Origin of the sequence: Sorangium sp. So ce887, from assembly GCF_051521455.1 — a bacterium.
In the GTDB taxonomy this organism is placed as follows: Bacteria; Myxococcota_A; Polyangia; order Polyangiales; family Polyangiaceae; genus Sorangium.
Map to the genome: position 1 here is coordinate 2051902 of NZ_CP150354.1, position 21073 is coordinate 2072974.

The window sequence follows — 21073 nt, forward strand, 5'->3', positions numbered from 1 at the left end:
ATCGGGCTTGCGAGCAGCTCTCGACTTTCTGATCGACCGAGTCGCACACTACCAAGCACACATCGATGGCACGTCGGCAACAGCCGTCGGCGGTACACTGCCCAGCGCGCCCTGCAAACCCGCCGTTGCACCGGACGACCCAGAAAGGGCAATCCTCGGTGGTGCTGCACTCGATGGGATCCTCGTCGCACTCCTCGCCTGCGCACCCGCTGGTGCTTGTGACGAGCACGCCGACGTGCATCGCGACGGCCGCGAGCGCTGTCGCGGCGGACAGACGTACAAGGTTCGACATGGCTTGCTCCTCCGGGGGGCAGCCTCCTCTACCCGGCGCGATCAGGTCAACGACAATGTGGACCCACGCACGGCGAGGTCAGCGCCGGTCCGCCGCGCAGGCGGCCGCTCCGGGGAGCGCCGGGCGCTGCCGGGCGGCGGCTCAGGCGCGGGGCACCCGGGGTCCGGTGATCGGCTGTCGCCTGCGGCGCAGCGCCGAGAGCGCGCTGGCGACGGTCGGGTAAAGCGTCATCCCCTCGAGATCGATGCCGAGCTGGGTGAACTCCTGCGCGACCTGCGGCCGCATCCCCACGACGATGACCTCGGCGCCGAGCAGGAGGGCGGCGCGGGTCGTCTTCCTCAGCGACGCTGCGACCTGCATGTCGGCGAAGGGCACGCCGGTGATATCCATCAGCAACACCTCGGCTTCCTGGCGGCTGAGCTCCGCGAGCACCACCTCGAGCACGTGGCTCGCGCGCTCCAGATCGATGGCCCCGACGAGCGGCACGAGCAGCACCCCCTTGTCGAGCGGGATGACCGGGCACCCGATCCGGCGCACGGCGTCGGCGAGGGCGCGCTCGCGCTCGTAGGCGGCGCGCGTCTGCTTCTCCTGCTCGATCAGCGACTCGATCAGCGACGCGCGCTCGAATGTCGCGGTGAGCATCGCCACCCACATGTCCATGTCCCGGTGATCCAGCCCGAGCGGGCTGCTCACCGGAGCGCAGATGGCCAGGACGCCGCGATCCTCACCCTGGCTGCGGAGCGGGATGAGCCGGATGACGTGGTCGCCGTCGACCTGGACTGCGGCAGGTAGCCAGTCGCCGCGCGGGAACTCCGCCGTCGCGATGCGCGTGTCCGCCGCCGGCGAGGCGATCGGCATGCCGGGGCAGGAGCTCTCGACGATCCGCAGCATCGGACCGGCGTCCCCGGGCTCTTCCCACACGGCGAGGCAGCCCCAGCTCATCTGCACCGCGGAGAGCCAGCTCAGCTTGCTCCCGCCGTTGTCGGCGTGCTCGAGGAGCGTCTCCCGGACAACGAGGTTGATGTCGAGGAGGCTGTTCAGGTAATCGGCGCGGGTCGCTTCGAGCGCCACCCGGCCTTCCATCATGTCGTGGCGAGCCCTCCTGATGTAGCCCGTGACGCGCCGCTTCGCGGCGGCGTCCCCGGCGCCGCGGAGCATCGCCTGGCCCGCTTGCTCCAGCCGGTCGATCATCGCCAGGAGCAGGTCGATATGGGGCATCTGCTCCGCGGCCTCCCGCCATGCCCGCTCCAGCGCCGCCGGAGGGGGGCCAGGCCTCCCCTGGGCGGCCGCCTCGAGCCCGAGGACCACGTCCGTCACGCCAGGCCAGGTATCCGTCGGCGGCGCGCTCCGGTCGAGCGCCGACGAGAAGGTGGCGAGAGCGACCAGCTCCCGAGCGAGCGTGTCGGCCTGGTCCGCGGCGCCCTCGGCCGACGCGGGCGCCTCGCGCTGCTCCGGGGCGGGCGAGCAGCCGCACGAGCGGCGCACGACAAGGAGCGTCGGCGCGATGTGCCCCGCGCTCGGGACATCCCGTCCAGCGAGGAGATCGATGAGCAGCTGGGCGGCCGTCCTGCCGATCCAGTCGAACCGCTGGCGGACCGTGGTCAGCGGCGGCGAGGCGTACCTGGCCGCCTCGATGTCGTCGAACCCGACGAGGGCGAGGTCCTCGGGGACGCGGACGCCCGCCTCGGAGAGCGCGTCGATGGCCCCGAGCGCCCCCTGGTCGGTGGCCATGAACATCGCGGTGCAGGACACGCCCGATTCGACGAGGCGGTGCGCGGCGAACCGCCCGCTCACCCTCTCGTTGTTCGGGAGCTCGATGACGAGGGCGGGATCGAATGGAATCCCGCGCTCCTCGAGCGCGTCCCGGTAGGCCTGGAAGCGCTGCCGGATATCCTCGTGCGCCATGTTGCCCGCGAAGACGATCCGCCTGTGCCCGTGCTCGATCAGGTGACGCACGGCCGCCAGGGCGCCGCCGTGGTTGTCGGGCAGGACGTACGGGCAGCGCCCGTCCCTGGAGCGCGCGCTGAGGGTCACGACCGGCCGGCCGTCGTCGAGGAAGAGCTCGATGTCCGTCGGATCGATCAGGGCGATCCACCCGTCGATCGGGTCCCGCGCGAGCTTCAGCCGGTGAACGTCTCGCGGCGACGACTTGACGGCGATCACGCGATATCCGGCGTGCCCTGCGGCCGACTGGATACCGCCGAGCACCTCGCAGAAATACGTGCCCCAGATGTCGTGACACATGAGGCCGATGGCTCTATCGAGCGACATGGTGGCAGAATCCTCGGTTGTCCCCAGCACCGGCATTCCGCCGCGCCGCCGTCATAAACCGGTACGTTTAGCACGGAACGCACGCGTGCGTCATGCCGCTCGGCGGCGCGGTTACGGCGGAGGCACGGCGGAGGCACGGCGGAGGCGCGGCCGGGGCTCACGCGCCGTGCGGCGAGCGTTGCTAGAGCGACAAACGGGTTGAAACCCCTAAAAAAGCAGGAATTTCACAGGGAGGCGGGGAGGCGGGGAGCGAGAGACGGCGAGAGGGAGAGATTCTTTTTTTTCTTCCTCCCCGCCTCCCCGCCTCCCTGTGAAAATTCTCCGGGTTTCAACATGATAGGTGTTCTAGTACTACAGCCGCACGTCGGTGAGCACCGAACGAGCTGGGCTCCATCCGTGTGCGGAGGAGCCAAGCGTCACGATCGTCCGCCCGCTCATCGAAATCCGCGGAGATTCCGCGACGTGCGGCTGTAGTACTAGGAGTCGCCCGTGAACGGGAATGCCTGCTGCTCGAGGGGCACCCGCCCCTTGCGCTTCGGCCGGCGCGGCGGCGCCCCGGCGTCCGGCTCGGCCGGCGCTGCCTCGGTCCGCTCGGAGCAGCGCGGGCAGAGCGCCGGCGGGGGCTCGTCCGGCTCCGGCGCGGCGGCGGCCCGGGGCGGCTCCGGCGCCGCCTCGGGCACCGATGGCTCGACCGGCTCCGGCTCGGCCCTCTCCAGCTCGGCGCGGCCGCGCGCGTGCTCGGCGGTGACCAGGGCGCGGAGGGCGCGGGCGGCGGCCCGGTGCTCGGCGGCGGCCCGGCGCAGGCGCGCGACGAGCTCGAGCGCGGCGCGCGGCGGCGCGTGGAAGCGGGCGCGCTCGCGGTGAGCGCAGCTGTCGTGCGCGCCGCCGCTGCTGCCGCAGTCGATGCAGATCCGATCGAGCGAGAGCGGCTCTCCTGCGGCGGAGAACGCCTCGTCCGCCGCGGTGTCGTCGGGTGGGATCGCGTCGACGGGGTCCTCGTCGGGCGGTAGCTCTTCGACGACGGCGGCGGCCTTGCGGGAGCGCATGCCTGTCGGCTAGCAGAGGAATGAACGGATGTACAGTGCATGCGGCGTGATAGCCTGCTGCCATGATCCTCCTGCTCACGCCGGTCGCGCAGAGGAGCGCGCTGACCCGGCGAGCCCGGCTCGCGCGCGCGGCCTGCCTCGTGGGGGCGGCCGCAGCCTGCCTTGCGCTCGGCTGCCAGGGAATCCTCGGCATTCACGATGTCTCGCTCGACGGTGCCGGCGGCGCCGGCGGCAACGGCGCCGGCGGTGACGGCGGCGCCGCGTCGGGCGAGGGCGGCAGCGGCGGCGGGCCCGCGCACGGCAGCGGCGGCGGGGCGCCCCAGTCGGGCTTCTCGATCGCGCTCGACCCGGCGGCGGCGCGCGTCGTGCGCGGCGGCTCGGCGGAGCTCACGGTCACGGTCACGCGCTCGAGCGGCTTCGCGGGCGACGTCGAGCTCTCGCTGTCGGATCTGCCGAGCGGGGTCACGGCGAGCCCGGTCGTGGTCCCGGGCGACGCGACCACCGGCGTGCTCACGCTGGCCGCGGAGCCGCTCGCGCTCGTGGGCGGCGCCGCGCCGTCGCTCCGCGCCAGCGCGTCCGGGCAGGAGGACCGCCTGCTGCCTGTCTCGCTGCTCGTCGCCGACCCGCCGGGGACGCTCGATCAGTCGTTCGACGGCGACGGGATCGCCACAAGCGGCACGCCCCACGAGGCGCGCGCCGTCGTCGTCCAGGAGGACGACAAGATCCTCGTCGCCGGCATCGACGGAGACACCTGGGGGCTCGCGCGTTTCCTGCCGAGCGGCGCGCTCGATCCCGAGTTCGGCGCCGGGGGCCTCGTCGTCGGCCGGGAGGGAGCGGTCGCGTCGCTGGCCCTGCAGCCGGACGGGCGCATCCTCGCGGTGGGGACGCGCAACGACCAGCTCTCGGTCGTCCGGTTCAACGCGAGCGGCGGGATCGATCAGGCCTTCGGGGCGAGCGGGGTCGCGGCGCTCGGGCCTCAATCGATCAGCAGCTCCCGGGGCTTCGACGTCGCCGTCCAGGGCACCGGCGCGATCATCGCTGTCGGCGTCGGCCCCGGCAACAGCGGTATCGTCGTGAGGTTCTCTTCCACGGGTGACCTCGACCCGAGCTTCGGCAGCCTCGGCGTCGTCTCCATGGAGGAGCGTCCGCTGCGCTCGGTCGCCCTCGGCGAGGGCGACCACATCGTGGCCGGAGGGAGGGAGCGGACCGCCGGCCCGAGCCTCCTCGCGGCGCGGCTCGATCGCGACGGGAGCTTCGATCCGGGCTTCGGGACCGGCGGCGTCGCCTATCTCAGCGCCACGCCGTACACCGACAGCGATCTCGCCCTCGGGAGGGACGGCAAGCCGGTCGTCGTGGGGTACGCGCTCGACGGCGTGAACCTGTACGCGTTCGGGCGCTTCAACGCGGATGGCTCGGCGGACTCCACGTTTGGCGCGAGCGGCATGGTGACCGCGAGCACGGGAGAGACCCAGTACATGCGAGGCCATGGCGTCGCCCTCCAGGCAGACGGCAAGATCCTCGGCGCGGCCTCGGGGGGCACGTCGGCCTCGGGCCTGACCGCCAAGATCCTCCGGCTCCTGCCGGACGGCACGGCGGACGCCGGGTTCGGCACCTCGGGCGCCGTCGTGCTGGACGACCATCCGGACGCCAACTACCTCTACGCCGTCGCCGTCCAGCGCGATGGCCGGATCGTCGCCGCCGGGAAGCGGTCGAGCCTCGGGCTCATGGTGGTGCGCGCCTGGGATTAGCGCCGTCGCCCAAGGTCGAGGGCGCTGCCGCCGATGACAGGCCTGCGGGGAGGGCGGTGGCATGGCGGTCGAGCTCATGTGATAACGTGCGCCCATGAAGCGCTGCACCCCCGCATTTTCCGGCCCGAGGACCCGCGGAGGAGACAGGAATCGAGATATCCACTTGCCATACCCTTCGAGTTGTCCTCGAGCTAACCAACCATTCATCCTCTCCTCGCCACAAGAGAGAGCACCTGGAGTCGACCGATGCGAACACGCCTGCTGGTTCTGATTTCTTCCTCTGTCGCCGCTGCGCTGGTCGCCTGCGGCCCACCCGGTGAGGACACGACGTCGGCGGGGGCTGGCGGCGCCTCCGCGACGGGCACCACGACCGGTGTCGCCGGCGGCGGAGGCGGCGAGTGTGAGCTCCTGCCCGAGATCATCGACGCGGACACGGCCGTCGGCCCCGGGTGTGTGCGCCTCGATCGCACCACGGTGGGAAGCGCAACGCTGACCATTGCCCCCGGAACGACGATCCTGGTCGGACCGTCGGGGTACCTGTCGCTGGGCAATGAGAGCGGCTCTACCCTGGTCGCCAGGGGCACCGAGGACGACCCGATCGTCTTCAGGTCGGAAGCGGACTCGCCCGCGCCGGGCGACTGGCAGTGCGTCTACCTGGGCGCCGGGGCTGCGGCTTCCGAGCTCGAATACGCGACGTTCGCGCACGGCGGGCAGCCCTGCGCGGCGACGGGAGCGAACCCCGAGGCGGCCCTCGTGGTCATGGCGCCGGTACGCAGGATCGCGCAGGTCACGGTCGAGGACAGCCGGCATCACGGCATCCTCATCGGGCCTGACGCCGGCGTGCGCGCGTTCGAGCAGAACACGTTCTCCCGCAACGGCAAGGCGTCGATCAACGTGGCGCTCCGGCAGGTGCTGAGCCTCGGGGCGCCGAACACGTTCTCTGACGCGGACGACTTCATCGAGATCGACAGCACGTTCTCCCTGGAGGCGGACGGCACCTGGCGCAAGCAGGCCGTGCCGTTCCGCGCGGGGGGCCTCCAGATCAACCCGGACAGCGAGGTCACCATCGAGGCGGGGACGCGGATCGAGCTCACCGGCGGCAGCATCGAAGCGTTCTCCGCCACGCTGAACCTCGCCGGCACGGAGGAAGAGCCCGTGGTGATCACGTCGGCTCATCCGGAGCCGCAGGCCGGGGACTGGGGATGCCTGATCTACAGCAGCGCGAGCGAGCTCACGCCGACCCTCGATCACGCCATCATCGAGTATGGCGGCAACGGTCAGGGCTGCTCGGGCTCGAACGAGCCGACCTTGCTCTGGGTGCCGCCGACGGCCCGGATCACGAACAGCGTGTTCCGGCACAGCGAGGGGACAGCGATCAAGGGCAGCGGAGAGTGCGACACGGCGGCGTGGTGCACGAACCAGTTCGAGGCCATCGCGTCCGGCCCGCTCGAGTGCGGCACCGCGAGCGACGAGACCGCGTGCCCGTGAGCTGACCCCGCGGCGCCGGCCGCGGCGCCGTCCCGCGACACGGCTGACGCTCACGCCTTCCGCAGCAGCCCGTAGCGCGCGAGCTTCCGGTAGAGGGTCATCCTCGGGATCCCGAGGCTCCGCGACACCTCGCACACGTTCCAGCGGGCCAGATCGAGCGCGGCGCGGATCCGCTCCGCCTCGGCGCCCCGGTAGTCCGCGCGCGACCGGGATCGCGGCGCGGGCGCCGCCGCCGGCAGCAGGATGTCGGCCGGGCCGATCTCGGGGCCCGGCGCGAGCACGCACGCGCGCGAGAGGACGTTCTCGAGCTGCCTCACGTTGCCGGGCCAGCCGTACGACATGAGCCGCCGGAGCGCGCCCCGCGACAGCCGGAAGGCCGGGCGGCCCTGGCGCGCCGCGAGCTTCTCGACGATCGCCTGCGCGATCGCCGGGATGTCGTCCGGCCGCTCGCGGAGCGGCGGCAAGCGGATCTCGATGACGCTGACCCGGTAGTAGAGATCCTCGCGAAAGCGCCCCTGGGCGACCTCCTCCCGCAGATCCCGGTTCGTCGCGCAGACGACCCGCACGTCGGCGACGGAGAGGCTCCGGTCCGACCCCACCGGGCGGATCGAGCGCTCCTGGAGCGCGCGGAGCAGCTTCGCCTGCACGCCGACCGGCATCTCCCCGAGCTCGTCGAGGAACAGCGTGCCGCCCCGCGCCGACGGGAACAGGCCGCCGTGATCCCGGACGGCGCCGGTGAAGGCGCCCTTCACGTGGCCGAAGAGCTCCGACTCGAGCAGCGCCTCGGGCAGCGCGGCGCAGTTGACCGCCACGAACGGCCCCTCCCGCCGGGGCCCGCCCGCGTGGATGGCGCGCGCGACGAGCTCCTTGCCCGTGCCGCTCTCGCCCGTCACCGTCACCGTCACGTCGCTCTCCGCCACGCGCTCGCAGAGCGCGAGCACGGCGCGCATCGGGGCGCTCCTCCCCGCGATCTCCGGGAAGTCGCGGCGCGCGTCCGCGCGGGTCCGCTCGAGCTCGTGCGAGAGCCGCTCGATCTCGTCGGCCTGCGAGCACATGAGCTCCGCGACCCGGCGCTGCTCCTCCTCCAGGGCCCGGGTGCGGTCCCTGAGCTCGGCCATCAGCCTGCCGTTGTGCAGCGCGACAGCGATCTGGTCCGCGAAGGCGCCGAGCAGATCCGCGTCGCCCTCCGCGAACTTGCCGCGCTGGAACCGGTTGTCGAGGTAGACGGCGCCGAGCACCGCGCCGTGCGCGCGGATCGGCACGCACACGATCGACCGGAGCCGCAGGGCGTGCACCGACGCGTTGCCGTGGAACCGCTCGTCGGCCAGCGCGTCGACCGTGAGCACGGCCTCCCCGCGCTCGACCACCCGCTTGGCGATCCCGTGGCTGAACTTGAGCTGGCTCTTGCCGACGCGCTCGCGGTCGAGGTTCCGCGCGACGGCGACCTCGAGCCTGGCCTTCCCTCGGTCGTCCGGAGAGGACGGGCGCGACGGCGACGCGAGGATCACGAACCCCCGCTCGGCGCCGGTCAGCTCGATGGCCGCGTCCATGGCGAGGCGGAGCACCTCCTCCGCGTCGAGCGTCGAGCTCAGGCGCCGGTTGACCTCGAGGAGCTTCAGCACGAGCTCCATGCGGGCGCTGCCTGCGCTCGCCACCTGCGCGGGCCCGCCGCGGAGCGCGGCCCGCCGCGGGTGTCGCCAGAAGGCCTCGGCGAGCTCCGCCGGGAGCGTGCTCCCGATGCGCTCCCAGCACTCGATCGCGGCCGTGCGGTGCCGCTCGGCCAGCGCCGCCGCCGACCTGCGGCGGAGCACCTCGGCGGACACCTCCTCGTGCTTCGCGTGGAGCTCGAGCTGCGCTACCCGCGCCACGAGGCCCGCGCCCCGCTGCACCTCCTTCAGGGCCGCGTCCGCGTCGCCGAGGGCCAGCGCGAGCTCCGCGCCCGCCGTCGCGTGGCGCAGCGCGAGGTCCGCCGCGTCGGTCTCCCGGAGCAGCGCCGCGGCCTCGGCCAGCCGGTCGCCCGCCGCGGCCCTGTCCTGCGCCGCGAGCGCGACCTCGGCGGCGTGGATCGTCGCCTCGCACGCCTCGCGCTTCGATCCGCGCGCCGCGTGGCCGGCGCGGGCCTGATCGAGCAGCCGCGCCGCCTCGCCGAGCGCGCCGCGCGCGGCGGCGATCTCCGCGGCGAGCCCGAGCGCCGCCACGGCGATCTCCTCGGGGACCTTCGCGCTCTCGGGCGCACGCGGGGCGCGGAGGCGCGCCACGCCGAGCTCGGCCCGATCGAGGAGGCCGACGTCCGCGTGGATCTTGGCGAGGTTGAAGCGCAGGGTCGCCTCGGTCCGCTCCTTGGCGAAGGCGATCGCCGCCCGCAGCCCGCGCTCGTAGCAGCGCAGCGCCGCGCCCCAGTCGCCGAGCTGGTGCCGCGCCGTCCCCAGGTTCAGCGCGGCGGTCGCGAGCAGGTCGCCGAGGCCCTCCGCCTCGGCCAGGTCGAGCGCCTCCTGGAACCCGCGCGCTGCGAGGGCGGCGTCCCCGGCGCGGTAGGCGTGGAGCGCGTGGTAGCTGAGCGTGCGGGCGCGGGCGCGGGGCGAGTCCGACGCGGGCCGCAGCGCGATGGCGCGCGCGAGGCTCCGGAGCGCGCCCTCCTGGTCGCCCAGGTACCCGAGCGCGAGGCCCAGCGTCTCGGCGATCTCGGCGGCGGACGAGGCGTCGGCGCGGCCCGGCGCGAGGGCGCCGCCGAGCTCGCCCGCCGCGAGCGCGTCGCCCGCCGCGAGCGCGTCGCCCGCCGCGAGCGCCTCGCCCGCCGCGAGCGCCTCGCGCGCCTCGCGCCGGGCCTCGTCGTAGCGGCCGAGGCGCAGCAGGCAGCGCGCCGAGAGGCTCGCGAGCCGCGCGCCCGGCGGCCCGGGCGAGAGCGCCCTCGCGCGCTCGAGCTGCCCGAGCGCCCGCTCGACCTTGCCGAGCTTCTCGTAGCAGCGCGCCGCCCGGTACGAGAGCTCGGCGCCGACGTCGGCCGGCGGCCGCGCGCGCCTCGCCCGCGCGAGCAGCGAGAGCGCGCGCCTCGGGTCGCCGGCCGCCTCGATCGCGGACGCGGCGGCCACGAGCGTCCGCGGCGCCGGAAGGACCTCGCAGGCGGCGTCCGCCGCGCGCACCCAGGCGCGCGGCGCCCACTCGAACATCGGCTCGGACGCGGCGAGCGCCCGCCGCGCCGCCTCGTGATCGCCGGCCAGGACGAGCGCCCTCGCCCGGTCCGCGGCGCGCTGGCTGCGGAGCGCCGGGGCGAGCGCCGCCTCGCCCTCGCCGGCGAGGTGGCCCGCCATCGCCCGCGCGACCTCGCGCACGGCGCCCGCGTCGAGCCAGGGCAGCAGCGCCCGCGCCTGCCCGGGCTGGCCGAGGCGGAACCCCTCGCCGTCGAGCCGCGCGAGCCCCGCGGCCTCGAGCGCGTCGAGCGCCGCGCGCCCCACGCCGAGCGCCGCGGCGGCCTCGGGCCCGAGCGGGTCCGCGACCGCGAGCGCCGCGAGGGCACGCGCCTCCTCGGGGGCGAGGGCGTCGACGCGCCGGCGCCAGAGCTCCGGGGTGCCCGTCGTGGTCACGCACCGATCGAGCTCCGCCTCGCTCAGGCTGCGCTGCCCCAGGGCGGCGCAGATCTCCTTGAGCGCGCGCGGGCGGCCGCCGCTCGCCCGCAGGAGATCCGACACGCGCGCCGCCGTGGCCAGGGGCGCCGTCCACACCCGGACCGCCGCCTCGCCGAGCGGGCCGAGCGGGAGCTCGACGACCGCGCCGCCACCCACGTCGAGCCGCTCGGCGGAGGCGACGAGCCAGAGGAGGGCGTCTGTCGACTCGGCCGACCGCACGAGCGCCTCGAGCAGCGCCCGGTCGGGCGCGCCCAGCCTGTCGGCGTCGTCGATGGCGAGCACGAGCGGCCGGTGCGGCGCCAGGGGCGGCGCGTTCGGTTGGTTCGATTTATTTAATGTGGACGTAATTTTTTGACCCTGTGGAACGCCGACCGACCGCCCGGCCCCCGCGAGCTCGCTGCGGGCGTCGAGCAACGCGTCGACGCCGGCCGGGAGCGAGGCGCGGCCGAGCGCGCGGAGCAGCAGCGCGCGGAGCGGATCCTCGCCGCGGGGCGCGCCCTCGAAGACGGGCACGCTGAGCTGCGCGCGCCACTTCAGCTCGCGGAACAGCCGTGACTTGCCGGCGCCCTCCTCGCCCGTGATCACCACGGCGCGCGGCCCGCGCTCGCCGCGGAGCAGCGCCGCGAGCGCCGCGCCGAACGCCTCGACCTCGCGCTCCCGGCCCACGATCTCGCCCGGCTCGCTCACGACGGCGGGCGCGCGCCGCGGCACGCCGCCGGCGGAGAGCGCCTCCAGGACCTCCTCGACGCCGGAGGGCCGGCTGGCCGGCTCCTCCGCGGTGAGGCGCCCGGCGAGGCGGCGCAGGGCGGCGGGAGGCGCCCCGGAGAGGAGCGGGAACAGGGCCTCGAGCGTCCGCCCCACCGCGAAGAGATCCGAGCGCGCGCTCGGCGGGGCCCCCCGGAGGAGCTCGGGCGCGAAGTACCGCGCCGTGCCCGAGAGGTCCCCCGCCTCGGCGCGCATCCGCCGCGCCGCGCTGAGGTCGATGAGCACGCCCGCGCCGTCGTCCCGCACGAGGACGTTCTCGGGCTTGAAGTCGCCGTGGACGATGCCTGCGCCGTGAAGCCATCCGAGCGCGTCGAGCGCGTCGAGCAGGACGGGCAGGGCCGCGCCGAAGGCCCGTCCCCGGGCGTGCTCGGCCAGCGTCCGGCCCCGGATGAGCTCCGCCGTGGTGTACGTGAGCGGCGCGCCGCCGCACGTCGTCCGGGCGAAGTCGTACGCGCGCGGGAGGCGCGGGTGCGCGCAGGCCGAGAGCAGCGAGAACTCCCGCCGGAACGCCTCGGTCGCGCCCGCGGAGTCGAAGCGCAGCGACTTCAGCGCGACGTCGCGATCGAAGAGCCGATCGCGCGCCTCGACCACCGAGCCGAGCCCGCCTCGCCCGAGCGCGCGCACGACGTCGTAGCGGCCGTCGACCACGGCGCCTGGCGCAAGGCCGTCATGTACCATCGGTACAAGATGGTACAGAATGGTACAATAAAGGGCCAGGATTCCCGCGATTCACGGCGCGGTCGCGCTGGCACGGCCGTTGAACAGGACGCTGCACAGGATGTTGAGTCGATGAACCGCGTTCGACGGGATGGAGGCCTGATGCGCTGGCTCGCGGCTCTTCTCGTTGCTTGTGTCGCCGGGTGCGGGGTGAACCCCATCCCGGAGCCGCCCTCCGCGCCGGCGCTCGCCGGGGACCTCGTCGGCGCGTTCTGCGATGGGTGCGACGGCGCGCCGGTGCGCCTGGATCTCGCCGGCGGGCCCGGGAGCGTGAAGGACGCCGAGCTCGTCTGGGCGGTGAACCTCGACGGCGCCGGGGCGCCGGTGGTCGCGCCGGTCGCGGACGACGGGAGCTTCGCGCTTCAGATCGACGCCGTCCGAGGGGACGAGCTGCGCGTCCAGGCGCGGCGCGGCGCGGCCCGCTCCGAGCCGGCGGATCTCGTCGTCGCGAGCGGCGTCCTCGAGCGCGCGCCCCGCCCGCTCGCCGACTGTTTCCAGGTCGAGCCGGAGCTCGCCTTGCCCGGGACCGCTGCCGGCGCGGAGGTAAGCCGCACCCTCCGGCTCGTGCACACCTGCGCCGCGCCGCTCGCGATCGACGCGATCGCGCTGCGCGCGCCGGCGCCCGGGGTCCTCCTGGCGGGAGCGACGGCGCCCGTGGTCCTCGAGGCCGGGGAGGCCACCGAGGTCCGCGTTGTGTTTCAGCCGGTCGAGGACGCCGCGCGCGAGGAGGTGCTGCTTGTCGAGGTCTCTTCTCCGGAGGTCTCGCGGCGGGCGGTGACGCTCTTCGCCCGCGACGCTCCCTGAACCGGCCCGAGCTCTCTGCTCCTCCCCCGGGGGCCCGAGGTGGGCCCCGAGGGGGAGGTGCATCTTCACGGATCAACTCTCTCGAAGAAAGAAATGGAGACGAACATGCGAGTCTATGCCTTGTTGTTCCTTGCGGGCTCTTCGATCGTCGGACAGCTCGGGTGCGGCCCCTCGCCGGGCGGCGGCGGCGGGAGCTGCCCGGATCCAGGGGATCCCAACGTTCATTACGTGTCTCGCGAGCCGGAGTGCCCCGGCGTTGATTTCGCCTGTGGGCCGGAGCAGAAGCCGTTCTCCGTCGAGTGCGGGTGCGGTTGTATCGGCCCTGCGCCGGCCTGCCCGGATCCGAGCGACCCGAAGGTCCTCTATGTCTCTCACGATCCGGAGGAGTGCACCCGCATCGACTTCGCCTGCTCGCCGCCCGACACGCTGTTCGGCGGCGAGTGCGGCTGCGGCTGCATCGCCCCTGAGCCGCAGGCCTGCCCGGACGCGAGCGATCCGAGCGTCCGCTATGTGTCGCACGATATCGAGGAGTGCCACCTCATCGACTTCTACTGCGCGGAGGAACAGACGCTCTTCTACAACGAGTGCGGGTGCGGCTGCATCAGCCCCGAGCCGGAGGCTTGCCCGGACCCGGGTGATCCAAACGTGCGCTATGTCTCCAAAGATCCGATGGAGTGCATGCTCCTCGACTTCGCTTGCTCGCGGCCGGAGACGCTCTTCTCCGGCGAGTGCGGGTGCGGCTGCATCGCCCCGGATCTCCCTGTCGCCGGCGTTCGCTGAGGCGCGCGACCCCACCCGCGCTCAGCCGCCTTGACGGCGGCGCTCGCGCGGACGGCCGGCGCGCCCTGCCCGGCGAGATCGCCGCGCCCTGATGAGCCCCTCCGCCGGCCTCGCGCTTTGCGTGGGGCTCCCCACAAGCCAACGAGCCACGGTCGGCGCGCGCCCCCGGCGTCGCGCCGGAGCCTCGGTGAAATCGACCGTCCTGGCGTGGCCGTGCAGGATTATTTACATGCGCGCACCGGGGAGCATCGCGCCGGATCGAGCGGTCCGGGCCTGGCGCCGAAGTTCTCCAGTTGCTTCGTCAAGGTCGGTGATAGGCTCGCCCGTGGGATACGGGGGAGGGCACGACCGGGATGAGCAAGAGGCATGTCGACCAGCGCACACGGAATGTGATCGGGGTCGCGGCGGTCTTCATCGACAACTCCTTCAACGCCGTGGCATTCGCTGGCATGCACCGCGCCGCGCGCGAGCGCGGCTACGAACTCCTCCTGATGTACGGGCCGCCTCGGGCCGTGATCGAGCGCGGGGTGGGCCTCGACCGGGTGGCCGGGTGGATCGCGATGTACACCATTGACGGCCTGGAGGAGCTGATCTCCGACGGAAAGCCGGCAGTGATCTTCTGCGCGCCTGCGCTCGGCTCGCGCTGTCCGGTCGTCCGGGCCGAGAACCACGATTCGATCCACCGGATGGTCGATCACCTCGTCGGCCTCGGCCACCGCCGGATCGCCTACATCGGCAAGTCGTCATCCGGCGACTTCATCGAGCGGGGCGCGGCGTTCGATGAGGCGCTCCGCGCGCGCGGGCTCGACACCGATCTCAACCTGCTCTCCGACTTCCACGAGTGCACCATCTTCTACACCGAGCAGCGCTTGCGGGGGGTCCTCGAGCGCGACGGCAAGTTCTGCACCGCGCTGGTGGCGGGGAACGACGAGATGGCGATAGGCGCCATCAACGCGATCCGGGCGCGCGGCTACCGCGTGCCCGAGGACATCGCGGTGGTGGGGTTCGACGATATCACCGCCGCGCAGCACTGCGACCCGCCGTTGACCACGATGCGGCAGAATCCCGAGCTCCTCGGGAGCATGGCCGTGCAGCGGCTCGCCGATCTGCTCGAGGGCCGTGCTCCGGATCGGCTCGTGACCCGCATCCCCGCCGAGCTTGTGCTGCGGCGCTCGTGCGGCGGCGGCGCTGCGTGGGAGGCCGCGCTGCACGCGGAGCCGGTCGGGCCCACAGGCGACTGGCGGCGAGACCTCTGCCGGCAGCTGAACGACGTGCTCGCGGGGGGGATGCCGTCGCCGCTCGAAGAGGCCCCCCTCGTCTGGCCGGAGGTCGAGGGGGTCGTGCGGAGCCTCGACGCGGCGCTGACCGGGGCGGAGCCGCCGGACGTGACGGCGCTCGAGCGCGCGTTCGGCGCCGCGGTCGCGTACAGCGACAGGATCGAGGTCCTCCTCGCGATCGTGAAGCGGATCGAGCGGGCCGCCGCGCAGCAACTCGCGCTCGCTCCGGGGCCGGACGCCGCGCTCCGGGTGGCGACCTTCCTCGATCGGGCGCGCCTCGCCCAGCAGCGGGCGCTCGCGGCGTGGGAGCGCCGCAGCGTGCAGAGCCTCGAGCGGCTGGTCCGCGTCAACATGGAGACGAGCATGCTCCTCGCGTCGAAGCAGGCATGGCTCGACGATCGCCTGGGGTGGCTGCGACATACCTCGATGCGCGTGGCGTGCCTGGCGCTCCCGGCGGCGCATCCTGGCCCGGGCGGGCCCGAGCTCGTCATCGACAGCCTGCGCGCCGTCGGGCCGGGCCATCAGGCGCTCGCGGGGCAGCGGGTTCCGGCCGGCGTCTTCCCGCCGCCCGAGCTGTTCGAGGCCGCCTCGCCGGACGAGCCGAACGGCTACCTCGTGCTGATCCCGATCGTGAACGGGCGGCGCGACTGGGGGACGCTGGTGCTCGGCGGGCTGAACACCGAGAGCTTCGCGGACAACCTCCAGCCGGTGAGCATGTGGACCCTGCTGCTCACGGCGGCGTTCGAGCGTTACGAGCTGGAGACCGCGCTGCAGGCGGAGCGCGACACGCTGGCCGCCGCCTACGAGCGGGAGCGCGCGCTGTCGAGCACGGTGCGGGAGCTCGGCTGTCCAGTCATCCCGCTCTTGCCCGGGGTGCTCCTGATCTCGCTGATAGGCGGGATCGACGCGTCGAGGGCGCAGCAGATCCTGGAGGCGGTGCTCGAGGGCGTTTCGCGCGAGGGGGCCCGGTGGGTGGTGCTCGACGTGACCGGGGTGCCGCTCGTGGACGCGGCGACCGCGGGGTCGCTGGTGCAGACGGCGCAGGCGACGCGGCTGCTCGGAGCGCGCGTGTGCCTCGTCGGCGTGGGACCCACGATGGCGCAGCGCATGATCGCCCTCGGGATCGAGCTGAAGGGCATATCCATCTTCCAGTCGCTGGCCGCCGCGATAAGCCACCTGACGGGGCGCGCTGGCTGACCGATGTTCCCGGACGCGTCGTCGATGGGGGTGGTAGGCTCGCCGGCGTGATGCGGGGGGAGGGCACGAAGGGGATGAGCACGAGGCATGTCGGTCAGCGCACCTCGAATGTCATCGGGGTCGCCTCGGTCTTCCTGGACAACTCCTTCGATGCCATGGCGCTCGCTGGCATGCACCGCGCCGCGCGCGAGCGCGGTTATCAGCTCCTCCTGAGCCAGGGGTCGCCCCGGTCCATCGTCGAGCGCGGGGTGGGCCTTCGCCAGATCGCCGGCTGGATCACGATGTACACCATCGACGGCCTGGAGGAGCTCCTGGCCGGCGGGGCGCCGGCCGTGATCTTCTGCGCGCCTGCGCTCGACGCGCGCTGTCCGGTCGTGCGGGCCGAGAACCACGACTCGATCCGCCGGATGGTCGATCACCTCGTCGGCCTCGGCCGCCGCCGGATCGCCTACATCGGCAAGTCGTCATCCGGCGACTTCATCGAGCGGGGCGCGGCGTTCGATGAGGCGCTCCGCGCGCGCGGGCTCGACGCCGGCCTCAACCTGCTCTCCAGCTTCGACGACTGCACGAACAGGTACACCGAGCGGCGCCTCGGGGCGTTCCTCGAGCGCGACGGCGGGTTCTGCGACGCGATCGTGGCGGGCAACGACGAGATGGCGATCGGCGCCGTCAAGGCGATCCGGGCGCGCGGCTACCGCGTGCCCGAGGACATCGCCGTGGTGGGGTTCGACGACATCTGCGCCGCCCAGTACTGCGATCCTCCGCTCACGACGATGCGGCAGAGCCCGGAGCTGCTCGGGAGGACGGCCGTCGAGCGGCTCGCCGATGTCATCGCCGGCCGCGCTCCCGAGCAGCTCGTGACGCGCGTCCCCGCCGAGCTCGTGCGGCGGCGCTCGTGCGGCAGCCCTGCGTGGGAGGCCCGGCCGTCCTCGCCGGAGCTCGGCGGGGAGCGGGGCGACTGGCAGCGCGACCTGGCCCGCCGGATGAGCCGGCTTGTCGAGGGGCCGTCGCACTCGCCGCCCGGAGAGGCGCCCCTCGTCTGGCCCGGGGCCGAGGTCATCGCGCGACACCTCGGCGCCGTGCTCGCCGGGGCGGAGCTGCCGGAGGTGGGGGCGCTCGAGCGCGCCTTCGGCGTCGCTGTCGCGCACAGCGACAGCCGGATCGAGGTGCTCCTCGACGTCGTGGAGCAGATCCATCGGACCGCCGCGCAGCAGCTCGCGAGCGCGCCGGGGCCGGACGCGGCGCGCCGGACGGAGGCGTTCCTCGACCGCGTGCGCCTCGCGCAGCAGCGGGCGCTCGCGGCGTGGGAGCGGCGCGGGGTGAGGAGCCTCGAGCGGCTGGTCCGCGCCAACATGGACATGAGCGGCCTGCTCGCGTCCAGGCGGAGCTGGAGCGACGATCGCCTCGGGTGGCTGCGGCACACGAGCGTGCGCTTCGGGTGCGTCGCGGTCTGGGCGAGCGATCCGGGCCCGGGTGGGCCCGAGCTCGTCATCGACAGCGTGCATACGACCGATCCGGACGTGGCCGCGCTCGTGGGCCGCCGGTGCCCGTCGGACGCCTTTCCGCCGCTCGATCTGTTCGATGCCGCCTTGCCGGACGAGCCGAGCGGGTACCTCGTGATGGTCCCGATCGTGAGCGCGCAGCGCGACTGGGGGATGCTGGTGCTCGGCGGGCTGCACACCGAGAGCTTCGCCGACAACCTCCGGCCGCTGACCATGTGGGTGTCGCTCCTCGTCGCGGCCTTCGAGCGTCATGACATGGAGACCGCGCTGCAGGCGGAGCGCGACATGCTGGCCGCCGCCTACGAGCGCGAGCGCGCGCTCGCGAGCACGGTGCGGGAGCTCGGCTGTCCCGTCATCCCGCTCTTGCCCGGGGTGCTGCTCATCTCGCTGATCGGCGCGATCGACGGGGCGAGGGCGCAGCAGATCCTGGAGGCCGTGCTCTCGGGCGTCGCGCGCGAGGGGGCCCGGTGGGTGCTGCTCGACGTGACCGGCGTGCCGCTCGTCGACGAGGCGACCGCGGCGGCCCTGGTGCAGACGGCGCAGGCCACCCGGCTGCTCGGAGCCCGCGTGAGCCTCGTCGGGGTGGGACCCACGATGGCGCAGCGCATGGTCAGCCTCGGGATCGAGCTGCACGGCATCGCCATCTTCCAGTCGCTCGCCGCCGCGATCCACCGGTTGACGCGGACATGAAGACGAGCAGGCGGAGAGGGCAGGTCCGGGCGCGCCGCGCCGCTGCCGGCCGGCGCCGGCGAGGTTCCCGGATCCCGCCGCGTGGAGCATGGTATCTCTCGGCGTCGGTTCATCCGGGGGATGGGAGCAAGTCGAGATGGAGGATAGCGCGCGCGGCGATCATGCGTTCACGACCGAGGGCCTCACCGGCGTCGCGTACGAGCCGTCCTACGCGGGCGCGCCGTCGTTCCTGCGCCGGAAGTACTCGCGCGATCTGGCGGGGGTGGACGTCGCGGTGACGGGGCTGCCGCTCGACACGGCGACCACACAGCGCCCCGGCGCGCGCTTCGGCCCGCGCGCCGTGCGGGAGGCGTCCGCCATGCTCGCCTGGGGCCCCCCGTACGGCTGCAAGGTCAGCCCGCTCGATCGGCTGGCGATCGTCGACTACGGCGACTGCCAGTGGGATTTCGGCAGGCCGATGGAGGTCCCTGCCGCGATCGAGGCGCACATCGCGGGGATCCTCCGCGGCGGGGCCGCGCCGCTGTCGATCGGCGGCGACCACTTCGTCACGCTGCCCGTGCTGAGGGCGCTGCACAAGCAGCACGGCACGCTCTCGCTGATCCACTTCGACGCCCACTCGGATACGTGGAGCGTCGGTGACGACGCGGAGAGGATCGATCACGGCACGATGTTCTTCCACGCCGCCCGGGAAGGCATCGTCGATCCGGCCCATTCGGTGCAGATCGGGATCCGCACCTACAATCCGGAACCGCATGGATTCCAGATCCTCGACGCGCCCTGGGTCCACCGGAACGGCGCCGCGGCCGTGGCCCAGCGCATCCTGGAGGTGGTCCAGGGGCGCAGGGTCTATGTGACGTTCGACGTGGACTGCCTGGATCCTTGCTTTGCGCCGGGCACGGGCACCCCCGTTTGCGGCGGGCTCAGCACCGCGACCGCCATCGAGATCCTGCGCGGGATAGCGGGCGTGGATGTCGTCGGCGCGGACGTCGTCGAGGTCGCGCCGGCCTACGACACCGCGGGCATCACGGCGCTGGCCGCCGCGACCATCGCCTACGAGCACCTCGCGCTGTACGCGAGCCGGCCGGGCGCCGCCGCCGCGGCACCTGCCCCCTAGCGCTGGCAACGCCCTTTCCGGGGAGCTGCCGACCTGCCACGTTTGCAAGCGCCGATCTCAGGATTGAAAGACAGTGAGCGGTTCCCACGGGGACGATCCCGCGAAATGCGCCAGGAACACCCTGGCCCGCATCCTGCTAATGTGGACAGAGCAGAGCGCCCGTGATGGCTATCCCCCCCCTGCCGTCGAGCGGGCGCTCTGTTTTTTTTGCCTGCCGTGGGGCGCTCGCGCATCACGGGCCCATCGGGGATGAGCCTCGCTGCGCGGCGGTCTCATGCTACTCGATCAGCAGATCGGCCGCGGCGAGGCCGACGGCCTGGGTCAGCCGCCGCATGTAGTCCCAGTTGAGCTGATCGACCGTGTCGCAGCGCTTGTGGTAGCAGGGGTTCCCGTCGTCGCCGAAGAAGTCCTGTGACACGGCCACGGCCGGCGCTCCGTAGCGCCAGAACGCCGCGTGATCGCTGCGGTTGGTGCAGGCGTCCGTCCGGGTCAGGCCGAGCCCGCCGCGCGTCGCGGCCGCCTCGACCTGGGCGGCCAGCTCGGACGACGTGTTCTCGTTGCAATGGATGACGTGATAGTGCCCATCATCGTTGGAGTCGTATCCGGTCATCTCGAGATCCAGGACGCCGACGACCTGCTCCAGCTGCCCGTTCTGGTCGAGCATGCGCGCATAGGCCTTCGAGCCGAGGAGGCCGTTCTCTTCCTGATCGAAGGCGACGACGCGGAGCCCGATGCTCAGGCGCGCGTCCTTCAGCGCGTGGGCGATGGCGAGCGACGACACGACGCCGGAGCCGTCGTCGTCGGCGCCGGCGTTGTTGACCGAGTCGTAGTGGGCCGAGAGGATGAGGACGCGTGACGGATCGGCGCCGGGCTTGTCCGCCGTCACGTTGATCCCCTGGCTCCAGCCGCTTCGATAGGGGTGCTCTTGCACGGTGAACCCCAGCGCCTCGTACTGCTGGCGCAGCCAGGTTCGGGCCATGGAGCGCCCGCTCTCGGAGCCGCGCTCGCGGAGGACGACCGAGCGGCCGCCGAGGGTCACGGGCGCGGCGCCGGAGAGCTCCTTGAGGCGCGCCTCGAGGAACTTGGCGTCGATGTGGATGTCGGCGGCGTCGCCAGCGAACGCCGCGCGCCTCCCGGCCGGGGCGGGGGCTGCCTGTCGGCTGCGCGTGGGCGACAGGACCACTTCGGTCTCCGCGATCGGCTCTGCGTGGTATCGGTGCGAGCCGAGCCAGTCGTGGGGCTCGCGGCCGGTGGGGATGGCGACGACGGCGAGCCCGCCGACGCGCGCGCGTTCTCCCGGGAGCGCCGCGGCGGGCAGCGGCCCTTCGACGACGTGCAGAGACGAATCGCGCTCTTCCTTCAGCGCGACGCTCTGCCAGGCGTCCTCGACGGCGGCGCGGGTCACGACGACCTGGCCAGCCTCGGTCGCGAGCCGGTTGAGGAACGTGCTCACCGTATCCTTGCCCACGTGCGAGACGTGGATCACTTCAGCTGTCGGCGCGCCCGCGTCTCCGGACGCGCACGACGTCGAGAGCAGCGCAAAGACGGCACATCGAGCGGCGGCGCTCGAACGATTGCGGCATGTTGCCATGGTGTCTTCCCCTTCCGCCGCCACCGTACGGATCTGAACTGAAGGATCCAAGCACTATCTCGTGACGAGACGGTCATTTGAATCGAGCCGCTTCAGATGCATGGAGGGACACAAGTGCTCCGTTGGAGCTACGGAATCAAGGCCCAGCTCGCCGGCCCGGAGGATGTT

Annotated in this window: 11 protein-coding genes; 7 read left to right on the forward strand and 4 right to left on the reverse strand. The window is 73.2% G+C overall.

The genetic code is table 11. The features are described from left to right. Window positions 1-433: 433 nt before the first annotated feature. Together WMF36_RS07715 and WMF36_RS07720 are read right to left on the reverse strand one after the other, a co-directional pair. Entirely contained in the window at window positions 434-2563 is a 2130-nt protein-coding gene (locus WMF36_RS07715; RefSeq protein WP_437578962.1) for a substrate-binding domain-containing protein, read from the reverse strand. 476 nt (window positions 2564-3039) lie between these two features. Continuing rightward, on the reverse strand, window positions 3040-3609 hold the full coding sequence (locus WMF36_RS07720; protein ID WP_437578963.1) for a hypothetical protein: 570 nt from the start codon (window positions 3607-3609) through the stop codon (window positions 3040-3042). A gap of 62 nt (window positions 3610-3671) precedes the next feature. Here WMF36_RS07720 and WMF36_RS07725 point away from each other — a divergent pair, with 62 nt between their 5' ends. Next, window positions 3672-5357: a hypothetical protein gene (locus WMF36_RS07725; RefSeq protein ID WP_437578964.1), complete on the forward strand. Its 1686-nt coding sequence runs from the start codon at window positions 3672-3674 to the stop codon at window positions 5355-5357. Between the two features lie 246 nt (window positions 5358-5603). Continuing rightward, on the forward strand, window positions 5604-6845 hold the full coding sequence (locus WMF36_RS07730; RefSeq protein ID WP_437578965.1) for a hypothetical protein: 1242 nt from the start codon (window positions 5604-5606) through the stop codon (window positions 6843-6845). A gap of 50 nt (window positions 6846-6895) precedes the next feature. Here WMF36_RS07730 and WMF36_RS07735 read toward each other — a convergent pair whose 3' ends face one another. Continuing rightward, entirely contained in the window at window positions 6896-11911 is a 5016-nt protein-coding gene (locus WMF36_RS07735) for a sigma 54-interacting transcriptional regulator (RefSeq protein ID WP_437578966.1), read from the reverse strand. Between the two features lie 111 nt (window positions 11912-12022). Here WMF36_RS07735 and WMF36_RS07740 point away from each other — a divergent pair, with 111 nt between their 5' ends. The 5 genes from WMF36_RS07740 to speB all read left to right on the forward strand — a co-directional run bounded on the left by WMF36_RS07740 (window position 12023) and on the right by speB (window position 19314). Next, the gene (locus WMF36_RS07740; RefSeq protein WP_437578967.1) at window positions 12023-12754 is read left to right on the forward strand and encodes a hypothetical protein; all 732 of its coding nucleotides are present in this window, start codon (window positions 12023-12025) and stop codon (window positions 12752-12754) included. A 105-nt stretch (window positions 12755-12859) separates the two neighbouring features. Then, complete coding sequence (locus WMF36_RS07745; protein ID WP_437578968.1) at window positions 12860-13534, forward strand: hypothetical protein; 675 nt, start codon at window positions 12860-12862, stop codon at window positions 13532-13534. A 353-nt stretch (window positions 13535-13887) separates the two neighbouring features. After that, the gene (locus tag WMF36_RS07750) at window positions 13888-16008 is read left to right on the forward strand and encodes a substrate-binding domain-containing protein (protein WP_437578969.1); all 2121 of its coding nucleotides are present in this window, start codon (window positions 13888-13890) and stop codon (window positions 16006-16008) included. 74 nt (window positions 16009-16082) lie between these two features. Then, the gene (locus WMF36_RS07755) at window positions 16083-18200 is read left to right on the forward strand and encodes a substrate-binding domain-containing protein (protein WP_437578970.1); all 2118 of its coding nucleotides are present in this window, start codon (window positions 16083-16085) and stop codon (window positions 18198-18200) included. 136 nt (window positions 18201-18336) lie between these two features. After that, complete coding sequence (gene speB / locus WMF36_RS07760) at window positions 18337-19314, forward strand: agmatinase (protein ID WP_437578971.1); 978 nt, start codon at window positions 18337-18339, stop codon at window positions 19312-19314. Window positions 19315-19591: 277 nt separating this feature from the next. On the opposite strand, the gene WMF36_RS07765 is transcribed toward speB, so the two are convergent. Next, the gene (locus WMF36_RS07765; protein ID WP_437578972.1) at window positions 19592-20905 is read right to left on the reverse strand and encodes a M28 family metallopeptidase; all 1314 of its coding nucleotides are present in this window, start codon (window positions 20903-20905) and stop codon (window positions 19592-19594) included. Between the last annotated feature and the right edge of the window lie 168 nt (window positions 20906-21073).